At 69.5% G+C, this 15,713-nt stretch carries 13 protein-coding genes; 8 read left to right on the top strand and 5 right to left on the bottom strand.

The genetic code is table 11. The annotated features are described in order from the left end of the window. The first annotated feature begins 296 nt into the window (after positions 1-296). Both KHO18_RS23650 and KHO18_RS23645 read left to right on the top strand, forming a co-directional pair. Positions 297-1,895: an EAL domain-containing protein gene (locus KHO18_RS23650; protein WP_144203001.1), complete on the top strand. Its 1,599-nt coding sequence runs from the start codon at positions 297-299 to the stop codon at positions 1,893-1,895. A gap of 57 nt (positions 1,896-1,952) precedes the next feature. After that, on the top strand, positions 1,953-2,570 hold the full coding sequence (locus tag KHO18_RS23645) for a LysE family translocator (protein WP_211943987.1): 618 nt from the start codon (positions 1,953-1,955) through the stop codon (positions 2,568-2,570). Between the two features lie 13 nt (positions 2,571-2,583). Here KHO18_RS23645 and KHO18_RS23640 read toward each other — a convergent pair whose 3' ends face one another. Continuing rightward, positions 2,584-3,579 carry a Bug family tripartite tricarboxylate transporter substrate binding protein gene (locus tag KHO18_RS23640; RefSeq protein ID WP_144203006.1) on the bottom strand — a complete coding sequence of 332 codons (996 nt, stop codon included), beginning with the start codon at positions 3,577-3,579 and terminating at the stop codon, positions 2,584-2,586. Between the two features lie 91 nt (positions 3,580-3,670). Then, on the bottom strand, positions 3,671-4,606 hold the full coding sequence (locus tag KHO18_RS23635; RefSeq protein WP_144203009.1) for a LysR family transcriptional regulator: 936 nt from the start codon (positions 4,604-4,606) through the stop codon (positions 3,671-3,673). 202 nt (positions 4,607-4,808) lie between these two features. Here KHO18_RS23635 and KHO18_RS23630 point away from each other — a divergent pair, with 202 nt between their 5' ends. The 4 genes from KHO18_RS23630 to KHO18_RS23615 all read left to right on the top strand — a co-directional run bounded on the left by KHO18_RS23630 (position 4,809) and on the right by KHO18_RS23615 (position 10,373). Further along, complete coding sequence (locus tag KHO18_RS23630) at positions 4,809-5,264, top strand: polyhydroxyalkanoate granule-associated phasin (RefSeq protein WP_144203012.1); 456 nt, start codon at positions 4,809-4,811, stop codon at positions 5,262-5,264. 230 nt (positions 5,265-5,494) lie between these two features. After that, positions 5,495-5,812: a hypothetical protein gene (locus KHO18_RS23625; protein ID WP_144203014.1), complete on the top strand. Its 318-nt coding sequence runs from the start codon at positions 5,495-5,497 to the stop codon at positions 5,810-5,812. 212 nt (positions 5,813-6,024) lie between these two features. Continuing rightward, positions 6,025-8,970: an ATP-binding protein gene (locus KHO18_RS23620; protein ID WP_211943986.1), complete on the top strand. Its 2,946-nt coding sequence runs from the start codon at positions 6,025-6,027 to the stop codon at positions 8,968-8,970. An 11-nt stretch (positions 8,971-8,981) separates the two neighbouring features. Beyond that, positions 8,982-10,373, top strand: coding sequence for an ATP-binding protein (locus KHO18_RS23615; protein ID WP_211943985.1), 1,392 nt, complete (start codon positions 8,982-8,984; stop codon positions 10,371-10,373). Here KHO18_RS23615 and KHO18_RS23610 read toward each other — a convergent pair. The 3 genes from KHO18_RS23610 to KHO18_RS23600 form a co-directional block, all read right to left on the bottom strand. Beyond that, a complete protein-coding gene (locus KHO18_RS23610; RefSeq protein WP_211943984.1) occupies positions 10,357-11,772 on the bottom strand; it encodes a hypothetical protein in 1,416 nt (471 codons plus the stop codon). The genes KHO18_RS23615 and KHO18_RS23610 overlap by 17 nt on opposite strands. A gap of 168 nt (positions 11,773-11,940) precedes the next feature. Further along, the gene (locus KHO18_RS23605) at positions 11,941-12,318 is read right to left on the bottom strand and encodes a potassium channel family protein (protein ID WP_211943983.1); all 378 of its coding nucleotides are present in this window, start codon (positions 12,316-12,318) and stop codon (positions 11,941-11,943) included. A gap of 76 nt (positions 12,319-12,394) precedes the next feature. Continuing rightward, entirely contained in the window at positions 12,395-13,129 is a 735-nt protein-coding gene (locus KHO18_RS23600; RefSeq protein ID WP_144203028.1) for a GntR family transcriptional regulator, read from the bottom strand. A gap of 163 nt (positions 13,130-13,292) precedes the next feature. On the opposite strand from KHO18_RS23600, the gene pcaB reads away from it, so the two are divergent. After that, positions 13,293-14,666, top strand: coding sequence for a 3-carboxy-cis,cis-muconate cycloisomerase (pcaB, locus tag KHO18_RS23595; RefSeq protein ID WP_211943989.1), 1,374 nt, complete (start codon positions 13,293-13,295; stop codon positions 14,664-14,666). A 60-nt stretch (positions 14,667-14,726) separates the two neighbouring features. After that, positions 14,727-15,713 (top strand): tripartite tricarboxylate transporter substrate binding protein BugD, encoded by a 987-nt coding sequence (locus KHO18_RS23590; RefSeq protein ID WP_144203030.1) that lies wholly within the window; start codon positions 14,727-14,729, stop codon positions 15,711-15,713.

Here is a 15,713-nt window from a genome sequence, read left to right as displayed (position 1 = left end):
CGCCCCGGCTGCCGGCAGCGCCCGCGCCGCCGCGCTGATCCCCGGCGTGCGGCTGTAGCCCGGCCGCTGTCCGCTGTCCGCCCGAGGCCCAAGGTCTCCATCAATGCCTGCCATGGAAAAAATGCAAAATCCACGGCAATGGCCAGACATGACCCGTAATTGTTAGTTATGCTCCCCAGGGGCGGGCCGATGGCCTGCCGATCAGCCGGGCGTTGACGATCCGGCACATCATGGGGGGCGGCGCATCCTTGGGAGCGCCGCGTTCAGCGCGGTTCTCCAGGAGGGGATGTTCTCCGATGCAGCGCAGCTGGTTTCTCGCGTTGACGATTGCCCTGGCCACCCTGGCCACGCTGTTCCCGGTGGGAATCGGCGTGTTCATGGCGCAGCTGGAGGCCAATCGGCGCGAAGCCGACCAACTCGCGGTGTTCGCCGACGCGGCGCTGCGGCGCGGCGAGGCGGTCATGACCCAGGCCATCAGCGCCATCCAGGACATGGAGCAGCTCCGCGACGAGCCCTGCTCCCCGTCGAATCTCGTCGAACTCCGGCGCATCACCTACAGCTATCGCTTCCTCCAGGACGCCGGCGTCTATGGCCGGGGCCGGCGCCTGTGCTCGGCGCTGCTGGGCCCGGTGCAGGCGCGCACCCTGCCGCTGCCACCGCCCGACTGGCGCACGCCCGATGGCTACGACTTCTGGTTCGACCTCGCCAACCCCTTCAGCGCGCCGCGCCGGACCATCCTGATGGGCCGCAACGGCAACCACGTGTCGATCGATCCGCAGGTATTCGTCGATGTGGTGGACCGCGACACGCGCATGCTGGCCGTGGTGCATACCGACGCCGGCCGCATCTTCGCCACCACGCAGGGCGCCAATCTCGCCCGCTTGCAGCGCGCCTACGCCGACCATGCCTATGGCCCCGGCGGCGCCGCCCGGCATGAGGACGATGCCGCCGTGGTGCTGCGCAAGTCACGCAACATGCCCTTCGCGGTGGTGGTACTGGCCCCGCGCGCGGCCCTGCTGACCAACTGGCGCGCGCTGCTGGTGGGCGGGCTGATCGTCGGGCTGGCCGCCGGGGTGCCATTGGGCATCCTGGTCTGGCGGCGCGCCACGCGGCGCTTCAGCCTGGAGGGCGAGCTGCGCGGCGCGGTACGGCGCCACGAGATGGCGGTGCACTACCAGCCCATCGTCGCGCTCTCCGACAACCGCTGCGTGGGCGTGGAAGCGCTCGTGCGCTGGCGGCGCAATGGCCGGCTGGTGCGCCCCAACCTGTTTATCCCGATGGCCGAGAACGCCGGGCTGATCCAGCAGATCACCGATCAGGTGCTGGAGATCGTGCTGACCGAGCTGGGCACGCTGCTGCGGCGGCATCCGTCGTTCTATGTCTCGATCAACGTGGGCGCGGAGGACCTGAAGAGCCGACGCTTCCTGACCGTGCTCAACGCGCGGCTGCGGGACTCCGGCATCGCGCCGGCGCAGATCCGCATCGAGGCCACCGAACGCGGCTTCCTGGAGCCGGACGTGGCGCGCGACACCATCCAGGCCTTCCGGGATGCCGGCCATCCGGTCTATATCGACGACTTCGGCACGGGGTACTCGAGCCTCTCCTACCTGGAGAGCTTCAAGGTGGATGCGCTCAAGATCGACAAGTCGTTCGTGGATACGATGGGGCAGGAGGCGGCCACCAGCACCGTGGCGCCGCATATCATCGCCATGGCGCGCTCGCTGGGGCTGGAGGTGGTGGCCGAAGGCATCGAGGACAGCGCGCAGGCCGACTACCTGCGCGAGCAGGGCGTGGACTACGGGCAGGGCTGGCTGTTCGGGCGGCCCCTGCCGGCCGCGGAACTGGCCCAGTTCCTGAGCAAGAACGCCGCGCCGGCGGCGCCAGCGCCGGCCTGACACGAATCACCGGCAAACCCACCCACCCCGAATACATCGATAAAAAAAGGAGGCCCGATGTCCCTGCCCACCCTGTTCCTGACCGCTGCCGGCGTTGGCCTGGCGGTGGCCGCCCCGGTCGGCCCGATGGGCATGCTCTGCATTCGCCGCACGCTGGCCGAGGGGCCCCGCGCCGGGCTGGCGATCGGGCTCGGCATTGCCTGTGGCGATGCGGTCTACGGGATGGTGGCGGCGCTGGGGCTGGTCGGCATTTCGCAGTTCATGCTGGCCTATGACAAGCCGCTGCATCTGGCGGCCGGGCTGTTCCTGGTCTACCTGGGCCTGCGCACGTTCTTCCACACCCCGACCGAGGCCGTGGCCACGCTGCGCGGCAACGGCTCGCGGCGCCGGGCCTTCGCCAGCGCCCTGCTGCTGACGCTGACCAACCCGCAGACCATCATCATGTTCGCCGCGCTGTTCGCCACACTGGCGCCGCGCGGGCCGTTCTCGACCCCCATCGCGCTGACCACGGTGCTCGGTGTGTTCTGCGGGTCGATTGCCTGGTGGTGCGTGCTGGTGGCGATGGTCACCGGCGCCCGCCACGCGCTGGGCCAGCGCGTGCGGCAGTGGATCGACCGGGTCACCGGCCTCGCGCTGGCCGCGTTCGGCGTGGCGGAGATCCGGCGGTCGATCTAGGCGCGTTGGGCGCTTACTCCGCCTTGGCCCCCGAGTCCTTGGCCACCTTGGTCCACTTGACGGTCTCGGTCTTGATGAAGCCGGCCAGTTGCGGCGGCGTCATGTCGCCGGCGGTCACGCCCTGTTCCTCGAAGCGCTTCTGCACGTCCGGCTGCTTGAGCACCTTGGCCAACTCGGTGCTCATGCGCTGGCGCACGGCCTCGGGGGTGCCGTGCGGCGCCATCAGCGCGTACCACGTGGTCACCTCGTAGCCCGGCACGCCGCTTTCCGCCACGGTCGGCACGCCCGGATAGGCCGCCGAGCGCTTGGCCGTGGTCACCGCCAGCGCCTTCACCTTGCCGCTCTTCACATGCGGATTGGCCGACGGGCTGGTCTCGATGGCCATCTGGATCTGGCCGGCGATCAGGTCCGTCATCATCGGCGCGCCGCCTTTGTACGGCACGTGGGCGATGTCGGTGCCGGTGGCCGCGCGGAACAGCTCGCCCGAGAGGTGCTCGGTGCTGCCGATGCCCGCCGAGCCGTAGTTCACCTTGCCCGGATGTGCCTTGATATAGGCGATCAGCTCCGGCACGGTCTTGGCCGGAATCGACGGATTGACCAGCAGCACGTTCGGCGTCAACGCCACCATGCCGATGGGCTCCAGGTCTTTCTGGAAGTCGTACGGCAGGGTCTTGTAGATGCCGGGCGCCATGGTGTGCGCCACGGTGGCCAGCAGGAAGGTGTAGCCGTCCGGATTGGCGCGCGCCACGATGGACCCGCCAATGGTGCCGCCCGCGCCGGGGCGGTTGTCCACCACCATCGGCTGGCCCAGCGCCTCGCCCAGCTTCTGGCCCACGGCCCGGCCGATGATGTCGGTGGTGCCGCCCGAGGCGAACGGCACGACCAGCGTGATCGGCTTGGACGGCCAGCTATCGGCGGCGAAGGCGGGAACGGCGGGGATGGCAGCAAGGGTGGCGGCGGCGCCAAGGCAGGCCTTGAGCACGGCACGGCGCGGCATGCGGATGGTCATGCGGGTCTCCGGGGGGATCTTCTGGATGTGTAATCGCCCCACTGTACTGAGACGTCCGCATCACAACCAGCCCCGCACCGGCGAGAGGTCTTCAGGATTTGTGAAGGGTCGCCCCGGGCCAGCGGCCCGCCGTCACCAGCCCGCGCGCCACGCTGTCCAGCACGCTGCGGGCGGCCAGGCCGGCCGGGGACAGTTCGTCGTCGGACAGGCTGACCAGCAGGTTGGGCCGGCGCACGCCCGCATCGGCAATCTCGATCAGCACCAACGGTTCGCCCGGCTCGCCCAGATGCCGCGCCACGGCCGCGCCGGGCTGGATGGTCGCGCCAAGGCCGGCGCGCACGGCATCCATCAGCACGGCCAGGCCGTCGATCTCGGCCACCACGTTGAGGGCGCGCTCGCTACGCGCGAAGGCCGCGTTCAGCACCGCGCGCAGCCCATGGGCGTTGCTGGGCAGGATCAGCGGCAGGCCGTCAAGTGCCTCCAGATGCACCGGATCGGTGGTCGGCAAGCCCGGCTGGTCTGGCCGGGCGATCACGAACAGCCGCTCCTCCAGCAGCGGCACCACGCTCCAGCGCTGGCCGGGTTCGAGCTGGAACAGCACGGCGAGGTCGAGCTGGCGCGCGCCGATCATCGTGGCGAGGTTGCCGGAGAGGCTTTCCACCAGATGCAGGCGGATATCCGGGTAGCGCTCGCGCATGGCCAGCATGAACGGCGGGCCCATGACGGAGAGCGTGCTCGGCGCCATGCCCACGCTGACATGGCCGGAGAGCCGCGCGGTGCGCGCGGCGCGGGCGGCGTCATCGGCGTGGCGCAGCGCCAGCTGGGCCTGGCGCCAGAAGGCGAGCCCGGCGTCGGTCGGCACCACGCCGGTGGAGGTGCGCTGGAGCAGCCGCGTGGACAGCTCGCTCTCGAGCCGGCTGATCTGCTGGCTCAGCGCGGACGTGACCACGCCCAGCCGCTGGGCCGCCTGCCCCATGCTGCCCAACTCCACCACATGCACGAAGTAGCGCAATTGGCGCAATTCCATCGTCTTCATCCCAGATCTGTCACGCGGAGCCGGTATTGTGCCTGTGCCGGGCCACTTGGGCAGACAAAGCGGGCCAGGATCACCAAACTTGACGGAAGTCAGCCATATGCCGGTTGACCGCGCGACGATACTGGATGAGCATGTAGGTAACCCCTGCGCAGGACTCACCTTCCACCCAAGGTATCCACCGGAGCTTTCCACCATGAACAGCTTTCCACCGACGCTGTGGCCTTTCCCCGCTTTTTCATTCCAGGGCGCCTATGCGCTGGACGACAAGATGATCGAGAACTGGCGCAAGATGATGGGCCTGAACTCCGATTTCGCGAAGTCCTGGATGGACGAAGCCCAGTTCGACTGGGCCTCCTGCTTCATGCCGCAAGACCCCGAGGAACTGTACGCGCGGCAGTGGTCCAACCAGATGCCCTTCCTTTCGATCCCGATGCACTACGCCACCGCCATGCTGGAGCAGGGCGCGGCCATGCAGCGCACGTGGCTCGACAGCTGGGGCCGCATGTTCGGCATGTTCGGCCTGCCGACGCTGCTGCCGGCCATGCCCGTGATGCCCGATATCGCCGCCGTGGCGACGTCCGGGGGTGACATCGTCGACGTACCGGCCGTGGCCGTGCGCGAGACGCCCCGCAAGGGCAAAAGTGGCTGAAAACCGTCATCGGGGCCGGTGAGATGCCCCGGCTTTACACGGTCTTTTCTGCAACGCACGGCCTTGATGCGACGTTTTACGCATATCTCTATCGGCACGGTTGATGCATATACTGAAATGTCAGTATGCTGGTAGAGACACATCGCGCCACCTGCCCGATGGCTTATGAAGCTGTTGAGGGCGCAGTCGAGGCAGGTACCTGAATCGCGCCCCATCCCGCGAGGCCCACTATGAGCAAGACCCTTATCTCCAGCCTGATCGCCGCCGCTGCCGTTGTCGCGATGCCGCTGGCCCACGCCCAACAGAAGCCCGTGGACCCGTACACGCAAGGCGCCAAGGTCGGCAAGGCCGATCCGTACACCGACGGTGCCAAGTCGGGCAAGTTCGATCCGTACACGGACGGCGCGAAGTCGTCGACCAAGACCGACCTCGCACCGAGCAAGCCGGACCCGTACACCTCGGGTGCCAAGAGCGGCAAGCCTGACCCGTACCTGGACGGCGCCAAGACCGGCAAGCCCGATCCGTACACCGACGGCGCCAAGAAGTAACACCGAGTAACACCGCCGCGCTCGCGCGGGCGTGCGGCCGTCACGGAATGTGACACGCCTCACGCGCATCGTCAGCGCCGCCCGGCACGCCCGCAAGGACGTGCCGGGCGATTTTTTTTTGGCTCTCCACCGTGCGGTGGATTTGCTCATCGCGCCGAGGGCATTCAAAATAGCGCTTCGTCCGGCTCGCCCCCGCCGGCGAGGAACTCATCTTGACTAGCCGCGCCCCTGCCGCCAGGGCCGACCTACCGGTCGCCTTTGGTTCGTTCACGCTGCATATCGCGCAGCGCCTTTTGCTGGAGTCCGGCCGCCCCGTGCGGTTGGGCGCGCGTGCGCGCAGCATCCTGGCCGCGCTGGTCGAGCGGGCCGGCGAGGTGGTGGGCAAGGCCGAGCTGATCGCCTATGCCTGGCCTGACGGCGATGCGGAGGAAGCCACGCTGCGCGTGCACATGGGCGCGCTGCGCAAGGTGCTGGGCGACGGCCAGGGCGGCACGCGCTACATCGCCAGCGTGGCCGGACGCGGCTACTGCTTCGTCGCGCCGGTGGCGCGCGCCACCACCCAGGGTGCCCCCGGCACCTTCCCCGCCGCGCCCGCCCACGATGCCCATGACGCCTACCTCCCGGCCCGCGTGACCCGCGTGATCGGCCGGGAAACCCTGATCGCCGCGCTCGCCCAGAGCCTGCCGCAGCGGCGCCTGCTTACGCTGTGCGGCGCGGGCGGCATGGGCAAGACCACCATCGCGCTGGCCATGGCCGAGCGGCTGCTGCCGGCCTATGCGGACGGCGTGCGCTTCGTGGATCTGGGCCGCGTGGCCGACCCGGGACTGGTGGACGCCGCGCTGGCCGCCACGCTCGGCATGACGGCCGGCCCCACCGCGCGCGCGGCGCTGGTGGATGCGCTGCGGCACCGGCGCATGCTGATCGTGCTGGACAGCTGCGAGCACGTGATCGACGCCGTGGCCCTGCTGGTGCTGGCGCTGCTGCAGGGGGCGCCGGACGTCCACCTGCTCGTCACCAGCCGCGAGCCGCTGCAATGCGAGGGCGAATGGGTCCAGCGCGTGCCGCCGCTCGCCCTGCCCTCCCCCCGCAACGAAATCAGCGCGGCGGAGGCGATGCACTACCCGGCCGTGCAGTTGTTCGTGGAGCGCGCCATCCACAGCGCCGACACCTTCCAGCTGCCGGACGCCGATGCGCCCGGCGTGGTCATGCTCTGCGCCAGCCTCGACGGCATGCCGCTGGCCATCGAGCTGGCCGCCGCACACGTGGAAACCTTCGGCGTGGCCCATCTGCGCCGGCTGCTGGACGACCGCTTCCAGATGTCGGCGGACAACAGCGACATCGTGCAGCCGCGCCACCGCACCCTGCGCGCGCTGCTGGACTGGAGCTACGACGTGCTGCCGCCCACCGAGCGCGTGGTGCTCACGCGGCTGGCCGTATTCACCGGCAAATTCACGCTGGCCTGGGCGCGCGCGGTGCTGGTGGACGCCGAGATCAGCCGTGGCGATGTGGAAACCGGCATCGCGGCGATGGTCGCCAAATCGCTGGTCAGCGTGGATGCCAGCGAAGGCGTGGTGCGCTACCGCCTGCTGGCCACCACGCGCGCCTATGCGCTGGAACGGCTGGCCCGGGGCGGCGCGCTACGCGACCTGCAGGCCCGTCACGCGCTGCACTGGCGCGATGCGCTGCGCGCCACCTGGACCGACGAGCCGACGCTGACGCAGGCCGAATGGGCCGCGCGCTACGGCAACGCCATCGACGACGTGCGCGCCGCCATCGGCTGGGCGCTCTCCCCGGACGGCGACGCCGCCCTGGGCGCCACGCTGATCATCGCCGCGCTGCCGCTGGGCTACTTCCTCTCCCGACTCGACGAATTCTGCGGCTACACGGCGCGCGCGCTGGCGCTGGCCGACGAGGGCGCGGCGCCGCTCGACCCCACGCTGACCACACGGCTGCGCGTGGCGCTGGGCACGCTGATCTATCACACGCGCGGCGTGGCCGCCGGTGCCGAGGACGCCTACCAGCGCGCGCTGCGCGACGCCGCCGCGCTGGCGCAATCGGGGGCGCAATCGGGGGCGCAACAACAGGCACTGGCCGGCATCGGCATGATCGCGCTGGCGTCTGGCGACTACGCCGCCGGGCGCCACCACGCCGAGACCATGTGCGCACTGGCCGACCAGGACGGCGACGCGATGGCCCGCCTGTGGGCCGAGCACACGCTGGCGCTGGCGCACCACTACCTGGGCGACCACGGCACCGCGCGGCATCTGGCGCGGCACGTGCGCACGCATCCGAGCCCGCTGGTGCGGCCCGTGGACAACCTCACCGCGCTGGTGGACCGCCGCGTCTGCATGCGCATCGTCGAGGCGCGCACGCTGTGGATCGAGGGCTACGCGGACAGCGCCGCGTCGCTGGTCGCCCAGTGCGTGGAAGACGCGCTCACCGACATGCCGCTGGCACTGGCCCAGGCGCTGGCCTTCGCGGCCTGCCCCATCGCGCTGTGGCGCGGCGACGAAACCGCGCTGGCCGATTACGCCAACCGGCTGCGCGAGCACTCGTTGCGCCACGCGCTGGTGGCGTGGCATGGCTGGGTGGAGATGCTCGACGCCGCGCTCGCGCTGCGCGACGGCACGCCAGCCCCCACAAACGCGGACGCGGACGCCGACGCGCACCGCCACCTGCAAGCGCGGATCACCCATACCGGCGGCAAACAGGCCGATCTCTACGCCACCTTCGGCGCGCGCTTCGTCACGCCGCTGGCCATCACGCGCGCGGTGGCGGGCAAGTCCGGCTGGTGCATGGCCGAAGTGCGGCGCGTGGCCGCCGAGGCGCACCCGCATCGGCACACGCAAGCGGGCCGCCTGGCCGCCGCCGCGGCCTTCGAGCAAGCGCTGGACGTGGCGCGCGCGCAGGGCGCAAGGGCCTGGGCGCTGCGCGCCGCCACCAGCCTGGCCCGGGTGCGTCATGAACTGGACCAGGGTGGTGACAGTGTGCGCGCCGCCGACCTGCTTTCGTCGATCTGCGCGCGCATGCCCGAAGGACGCGGCACGCGCGACTATCGGGACGCGCAGGCCGTGCTGGCGTACTACACCAGCACGCCGGCCAGCACGCAGGCCATCTCTGCCGCAAACGACGCAGCCACCACGCAGGCGCGCGGATGACGAAGGCAACCATGGCAAAGACCGACCCTGACGGCGCGGCCGGGCGCGCGTACCGCTTTGGCACCTTCCTGCTGCGGCCGGCTCGGCGCGAGCTGGTGGCGGACGGCGTGCCGGTGACGCTGGGCAGCCGCGCCTTCGACCTCCTCGCCGCGCTGGTCGAGCACGCCGGGCAGGTGGTCTCCCGCGATGCCCTCACCGCCGTGGCGTGGCCGCGCATGGTGGTGGAGGACAGCAGCCTGCGCGTGCAGATCGCCCATCTGCGGCGCGTGCTGGGCCCGGAGGGGCCGGGCATCGTCACGGTCCCGGGTCAGGGCTACCGCTTCGACGGCATGGTGCAGGTCGTGGACGAGGGGGCCGCGCCGGCGGCGCAGGTCATACCAGCCGCGCGCGTGCTGCCGCGCCGCCTCACCGCCATCATCGGGCGCGATACCGAGGTGGCCCGCGTGCAGGCGGTGGTGCAGCCGGGGCGGGTGGTCACCCTGGTTGGCATCGGCGGCATCGGCAAGACCACCGTGGCGCTGGCCGCCACCGAGCGGCTGGCGGGGGACTATGCCGATGGGATCTGCTTCCTGGACCTCGGCACGCTGCCCGACCCCGCACAGGGTCTCGCCGCCGCGTTCGGCGCGGCGCGGATGGACGCGCTCGGCCACGCCATGGCCGGCCATCGGCTGCTGGTGGTGCTGGATGGCTGCGACTACGCACCGGAAGCCGTGGCCGCCCTGCTCGCCCAACTGGCGCAGGCGCCCGGCGTGGCGGTGCTGGCCACGAGCCGCCACCCCCTCGGTGCCGCCGCCGAACACCGCCTGCGGCTGCCGCCGCTGGACCTGCCTCCTGAGGGCGAGATCGATGCGGCCCGCGCCCTGACCTTCGGCGCGGTGCAGCTGTTCGCCTCCCGCGCGCAGGCCAGCGGGGCCGGCTACACGCTGACCGACCGCGACGCCCCGGTCGTCGCCGCGCTCTGCCGCCGGCTCGACGGCCTGCCGCTGGCCATCGAACTGGCCGCCGGCTGCGTGGCCGCGTTCGGCGTGCTCGGCCTGCTCGATCAGGCCGACGACCGCTTCAACCTGCTCGAAGCCCGACGCCGGAGCCCGCAGGAACGCCAGCGCTCGCTGCGGGCATCGCTGGATTGGTCGTACGTCCGGCTGTCCGCGCCAGAACAGACCGCGCTGCAACGGCTGTCGGTGCTGGACGGGACGTTCACGCTGGCATCTGCCGAGGCGGCCATCGGCGCGGATGGCATCGACAGCGCGGCAGCGGCGGACGTGCTGGAAGCACTGGTGGCGCAGTCGCTGGTATCGGCGGCAGCCGGGGACACCAGCGAGGGCGGCCCACGCTTCCGCCTGTCGCCCATGGTGCGCGCCTACGCGCGCGAGCGGCTGCAGGCGATCACTTCGCCTCGATAGACTCGTAGGTCGACACGTAGGTCACTTCCGGGTAGACCCAGGAGCGAATGAGGCTGATGCGCATGTCTTCGACATAAGACAAGGTGTAGCGGCTGGTCTCGGCGCCGCTCTCGGTCACCGTGCAAGCCATGTCGATGGCCATGCCGGTGAGTGTCGGCAGGATCCGGCTTGCCGCGTAGCGCCCGCCGGTCCGGCAGGTCACCTTTTCCTGCTTCGGCGCGCCGGTCGCTTCCCCGCGCCACGACGACACCGAGAACGTCATCCGGGCGTCCGGCTTCACAGTGACCGGACGCTGCGCCGGCTCGCTCAGCATGGAGTACTGCGGCGGGTCCATGGTCTTGGCGCCGTGCACGTAATCCTGCTGCTTCTTGGTCCATGGGAAGGTGTCCCCAAGGTAGAAGCTGCCCAAATAGGGAATGTCATCCATCGTGCTTGCCTCCTGGAAGCACTGGAGGATCGGCGCCTTGACCACCGTGCACACCGACTTCATCTCGATATAGTCCGATCGCTCGCCGGCCTTGATCGAGAGAAGCGAATGCGTCTCCACCTGCTTGAATGGCATCTTGCCGCCGAGCGAAGTCATTTGCTTGCGGAGGGCGGGAGGCATGGCGGAGAGGGTGAAGTCGGCGTCGAGGACATCCCGGCTGCTCTTGAAAGGCGCGGGCAGCGCGGCAGTCTTGGGGCGTTCGGCGCGCGCCCGGCCGCCGAGCAGGTAGAGCACGAGATCGTCGCGATCCGCTTCGTCGATCTGGGCGACCGTGGCGCGCACAACGGCGTCGACAAAGCACGCCGCGTCCTCGTCGGAAATGTCCTTCTGACCCAGATCGATCAGCTTCTGGACGCCGCCAGGCATCTTGGCGGCAACCTCGAGTGTCTTGGCAGCGAACGTGCGCTCCAGCGCCGCCGTGCGCTCGGCCGTCAATCGTGCGTGGGAAACGTCTCTGGCTTCGGCCTGAAGGCCGAGATAGAACACGCGGTAGGCCGCATCCAGGTCGATGGACGCCGCCTCGCCAATTGGAGCATTGCGGCGGCACAGCAATGGCATGCCGCTCCGCAAGTAGGACATCCGCGTCTGACTATCGAGGCGCGTCAGGTTCCGCGTCATCTCGCAGTGGCGGCATCCCTCGCTGGCAACCCGGTTCAACCTCGGTTGCAGTTCCTCGTCAGTGAGCCCCTTGCGGATCTCCGCATCATCCTCTGCAGCCTGCAGCCATTTCCGCACCGCCGGATTGCCCGCCAACTGGCGATCCGCGCCTTCGCGGCTCAGCGCGATATCGGTCATCGGGTGGCCGCCGGCGCCGGGCGTCGCGGCACCTTCCGCCGCGCCTGCCGAGTGCATGGCAAGGAAAGTCCAGACTGCAACAAACAGCAACTGCAGGGCACGTCGTGTGAGCGTCATGATGGGAGGGAAGGTGCGGCGTCACGCCGAATTGGAGCGAGACCGTAGCACCGACACCCCGTCATGTCGCGGATGGCGAAGGAGGGTGTGTTGCGACCCGCCAACGCAGGACGCTGCGCCTGCTTTAGCAGGCTAGGTGAGCGCTGACTATCGGCGGGGCTTGGCCCCTCACCCCAACGTTCGCCTCGCCGCAGCCTGGATCGCTTGCACGGCCGCCGCGGTCATGACGCCCATCGCCAATACGCCCAGCGCGCCGAGCGCCACCGCGAGGACGCGGCCCAGGGCGGTGGTTGGGACGACGTCGCCGAAGCCGATCGTCAGCGACGTGATCGCACAGAAATACAAGGTGCCGCCGAGCGACGATGGCGACCGGCTGCCCGCATCGACCGGGCCGCCGACGTAGTACATCGCCAGCGACAGCAGGACGAACAGCCCGCCGAGGAAAATCAGGATCGAGCGCAATTGCCACAGCACGGCGGTGAATTCGGCAATGGCGTGGCGCGGGCGGATGGGTATCGGCCCGGAATCGTTGCGGATGGTGGCCATAAGCGGTGGACTCCCTTGATTTCCCTTCAAAGACAAGGTGCGGCGAAGGCCGCGCTAGTCCATGTTAGGTGCCGGATCAGCCCGCCGTGCGTTTCAGGCGCGTGGTGACCGAAAAGGTTTCCGCCGGATGGATCGTCACCGACACCTCGAAGGTGTCGCCCGCCTCGTCGATGTAGCGGCGCACGATCTTCAGCACCGCCGCGCCCGGCTCCAGCCCCAGCGCGCGGGCGATGCGCGGGTCCGCCAGCGTGGTGGCGCGCACATCCTGCTCGATCTCGGCAATCGGCCGCCCGTGGCGCGACTCGATCAGGGCGCTGACCAGCACGTCGGGCGTGTTGCGCACGATCGGGCCGATGTCCGCGTAGGCGCTATCTATATAGATATCGGTCCAGGCCATGGGCGCGGCGCGGGCGCCGTCGTCCAGCCGCACGCTGGAGATGCGCAGCCAGCGGGTGTCCGGCGTGCCGCCCAGGTCGGCCGCCACTTCCGGCGGCGCCGTCACGGTCTCCACCGACTGCACCACGCGCCGGTGCGCCTCGCCGAACTGCATGAGGTCTTCCACCGAGGCCAGCGTGGGCTTGAACACGGCCCGGGGCTGCGCGGCCTCCACACGGGTGCCCACGTTCTTGCGGCGCGACACCAGCCCCATGTCCTGCAAGGACTGCAACACCGCACGAATGGTGTAGCGGCTGGCCTGGAACTGCTCGCACAGCGCGAATTCGGTCGGCAGCAGCGTGCCCACGGGGAATTGGCCCGTGGTGATGCCATCCAGCAATTCGCGGGTGATCTCCGCTGCGTTTGTTTTACTCATAAAGGCCCGTTACATCACATGATCGGTGCGGCGCGGCAGGGCTGACGGAACCCGGGTTTACGCCCCGGGTTTACGCCGATTTCCGAAATATGTTCGAACATATTTAATAATGGATATATTCGAACATATACGAGATCCCGTCAGCATGCCACAAGGTCGCACCATGCCCAACTATTCGATTCCCGCCGCCAGTACCGTTGTCGACTCCGCGCTGTTCCGCGACGCCTTCGGCACGGCGGCCATGCGCGAGATCTTCTCCGATGGCGCGCTAGTCCAGCGCTACATCGACGTCGAGATCGCCCTTGCCCGGGCCGAAGCCCGCGTCGGCGTGATTCCGGCCGATGCCGCCGAGACCATCGCCAGCGCCGCGCGCCTCGACCGCATCGACTTCGACCACATGCGCGAGGAAACCGACATTGTCGGCTATCCGATCCTCCCGCTGGTACACCAGCTCGTGGAAATGTGCGGCGACGCCGGCCGCTACGTCCACTGGGGCGCCACCACGCAGGACATCATGGACACCGCCGTGGCCCTCCAGGTGCGCGACGCGCTGGACAGCATCGACGCCGATATCCGCGCCCTGCGCGGCATTCTGGCCGACCTGGCCGCCCGGCACCGCGACACCCCGATGGCCGGCCGCACCCACCTGCAGCAGGCCCTGCCGGTCACCTTTGGCTACAAGGTGGCGATCTGGCTGGCGATGTTCGACCGCCACCAGCAGCGTCTGGCCGAATTGCGCCCGCGCGTGGCCGTGGTGGAGTTCGCCGGGGCCGCCGGCACGCTGGCGTCGCTGGGCGACAAGGGCTTCGCCGTGCAGCAGGCGCTGGCCGAGGAATTGGGCCTGGGCGTGCCCGCCACCACCTGGCACGTGGCGCGCGACGGCTTTGCCGAAGCGGTGAACCTGCTGGCGCTGGTCACCGGCTCGCTGGGCAAGATCGCGCTCGACATCATGATCATGGCGTCCACCGAGTTCGCCGAGGTCTACGAGCCCTTCGTCAAGGGCCGGGGCGCCAGCAGCACCATGCCGCAGAAGCGCAACCCGATTTCGAGCGAACTGATGCTCGCCGCCTCGAAGGCGGTGCGCCAGCATGCCGGGCTGATGGTCGATGCGATGGTGCAGGACTTCGAACGCGCCACCGGCCCGTGGCACGCCGAGTGGATCGCCATTCCCGAGAGTTTCATCCTGACGGCCGGCGCGCTGCATCAGGCGAAGTTCGCGCTGGGCGGGCTGATCGTCGACGTGCCGCGCATGGCCCACAACCTCGGCATCACCAGGGGGCTGATCGTCGCCGAGGCCGTGATGATGCGCATGGCGCCCCACATCGGCCGCCAGCAGGCGCACGACGTGGTCTACGACGCCTGCCGCACCGTCAACGAGCAGGGCGGCACGCTGGCCGAGGCCCTGCTGGCGCTGCCGGCCGTGACCGAGCACTTCGACCGCGCCGCCATCGCACACATGGTGGACCCTGCCAATTACCTCGGCCTGGCGCCGCAGATGGTCGACCGGGCCATCGCGCTGTCCGGCGAAGTGGCCTGAGCCCTCCGGCCGGCGCCACGCACTGCTTTCCACACGATAAGACTGATTCAGGAGACAACCATGCAATGCTTCCCCGCCTTCGTGCGCGGCGCGCTCGCCGCCGCCGCCCTGCTCACCGCCGTATCCGCCCAGGCCCAGAACTGGCCGGCCAAGCCGATCACGTGGATCGTGCCGTTCGCGGCCGGCGGCCCCACTGACGCGCTGGCGCGCAACATCGCCGAGCGCGTGGGGCGTGAGGTCGGCCAGTCGATCATCATCGACAACTCGCCCGGTGCCGGCGGCACGGTCGGTGCCACCAAGGCGGCCCGCGCGCCGGCGGACGGCTACACCATGCTGGTGGGGCATATGGGCTACATGGGCGCGGCGCCGGCGCTCTACAAGAAGCTGCCGTACGACCCGGTCAAGGACTTCGCGCCGGTGTTCCGCTTCCCGGACACGCCGATGGTGCTGATGGTGCGCAAGGACCATCCGGCCAAGGACGTGAAGGCGCTCGTCGAATATGGCAAGCAGAACCCGGGCAAGCTGTTCATCAGCAACGCCGGCATGGGCTCCACCTCCCACCTGATTGCGGCGATGTTTGCGTCGGCGGCGGGCATCAAGGTGTCGCTGGTGCCCTACAAGGGCGCCGGTCCGGCGCTGATCGACGTGATTGGCGGCCAGGTGGACGGCATGTTCGACCAGACCAACACGGCGCTGCCGCAGATTACCGAGGCCAAGGTCCGTGCGCTGGCGGTGACCTCGGCATCGCGCGTGGGCCAGCTCAAGGACGTGCCGACGCTGGCCGAAACCGTGGTGCCAGGCTTCGAGGCCGCTACCTGGTACGGCATCTACGCGCCGAAGGGCACGCCGCAGCCGGTCATCGACAAGATGCAGGCCGCCTACCTGAAGGTGATGAACGACAAGGCGTTCACCGACCGCCTGTCCGCGCAGGCCATCCAGATGCTGCCGGCCGACAAGTACACGGCCAGCGCGCTGGGCAAGCACACCGAGGCCGAAGTCGCGCGCTGGAAGGTGCTCGCCGCCAAGGCCAACATCTCGCTGGACTGA

Origin of the sequence: Cupriavidus campinensis (assembly GCF_905397395.1) — a bacterium.
GTDB lineage: Bacteria > Pseudomonadota > Gammaproteobacteria > Burkholderiales > Burkholderiaceae > Cupriavidus > Cupriavidus campinensis.
Note: the sequence above shows the minus strand (reverse complement) of the source record. Positions and strands in the feature narration are given on the sequence as shown.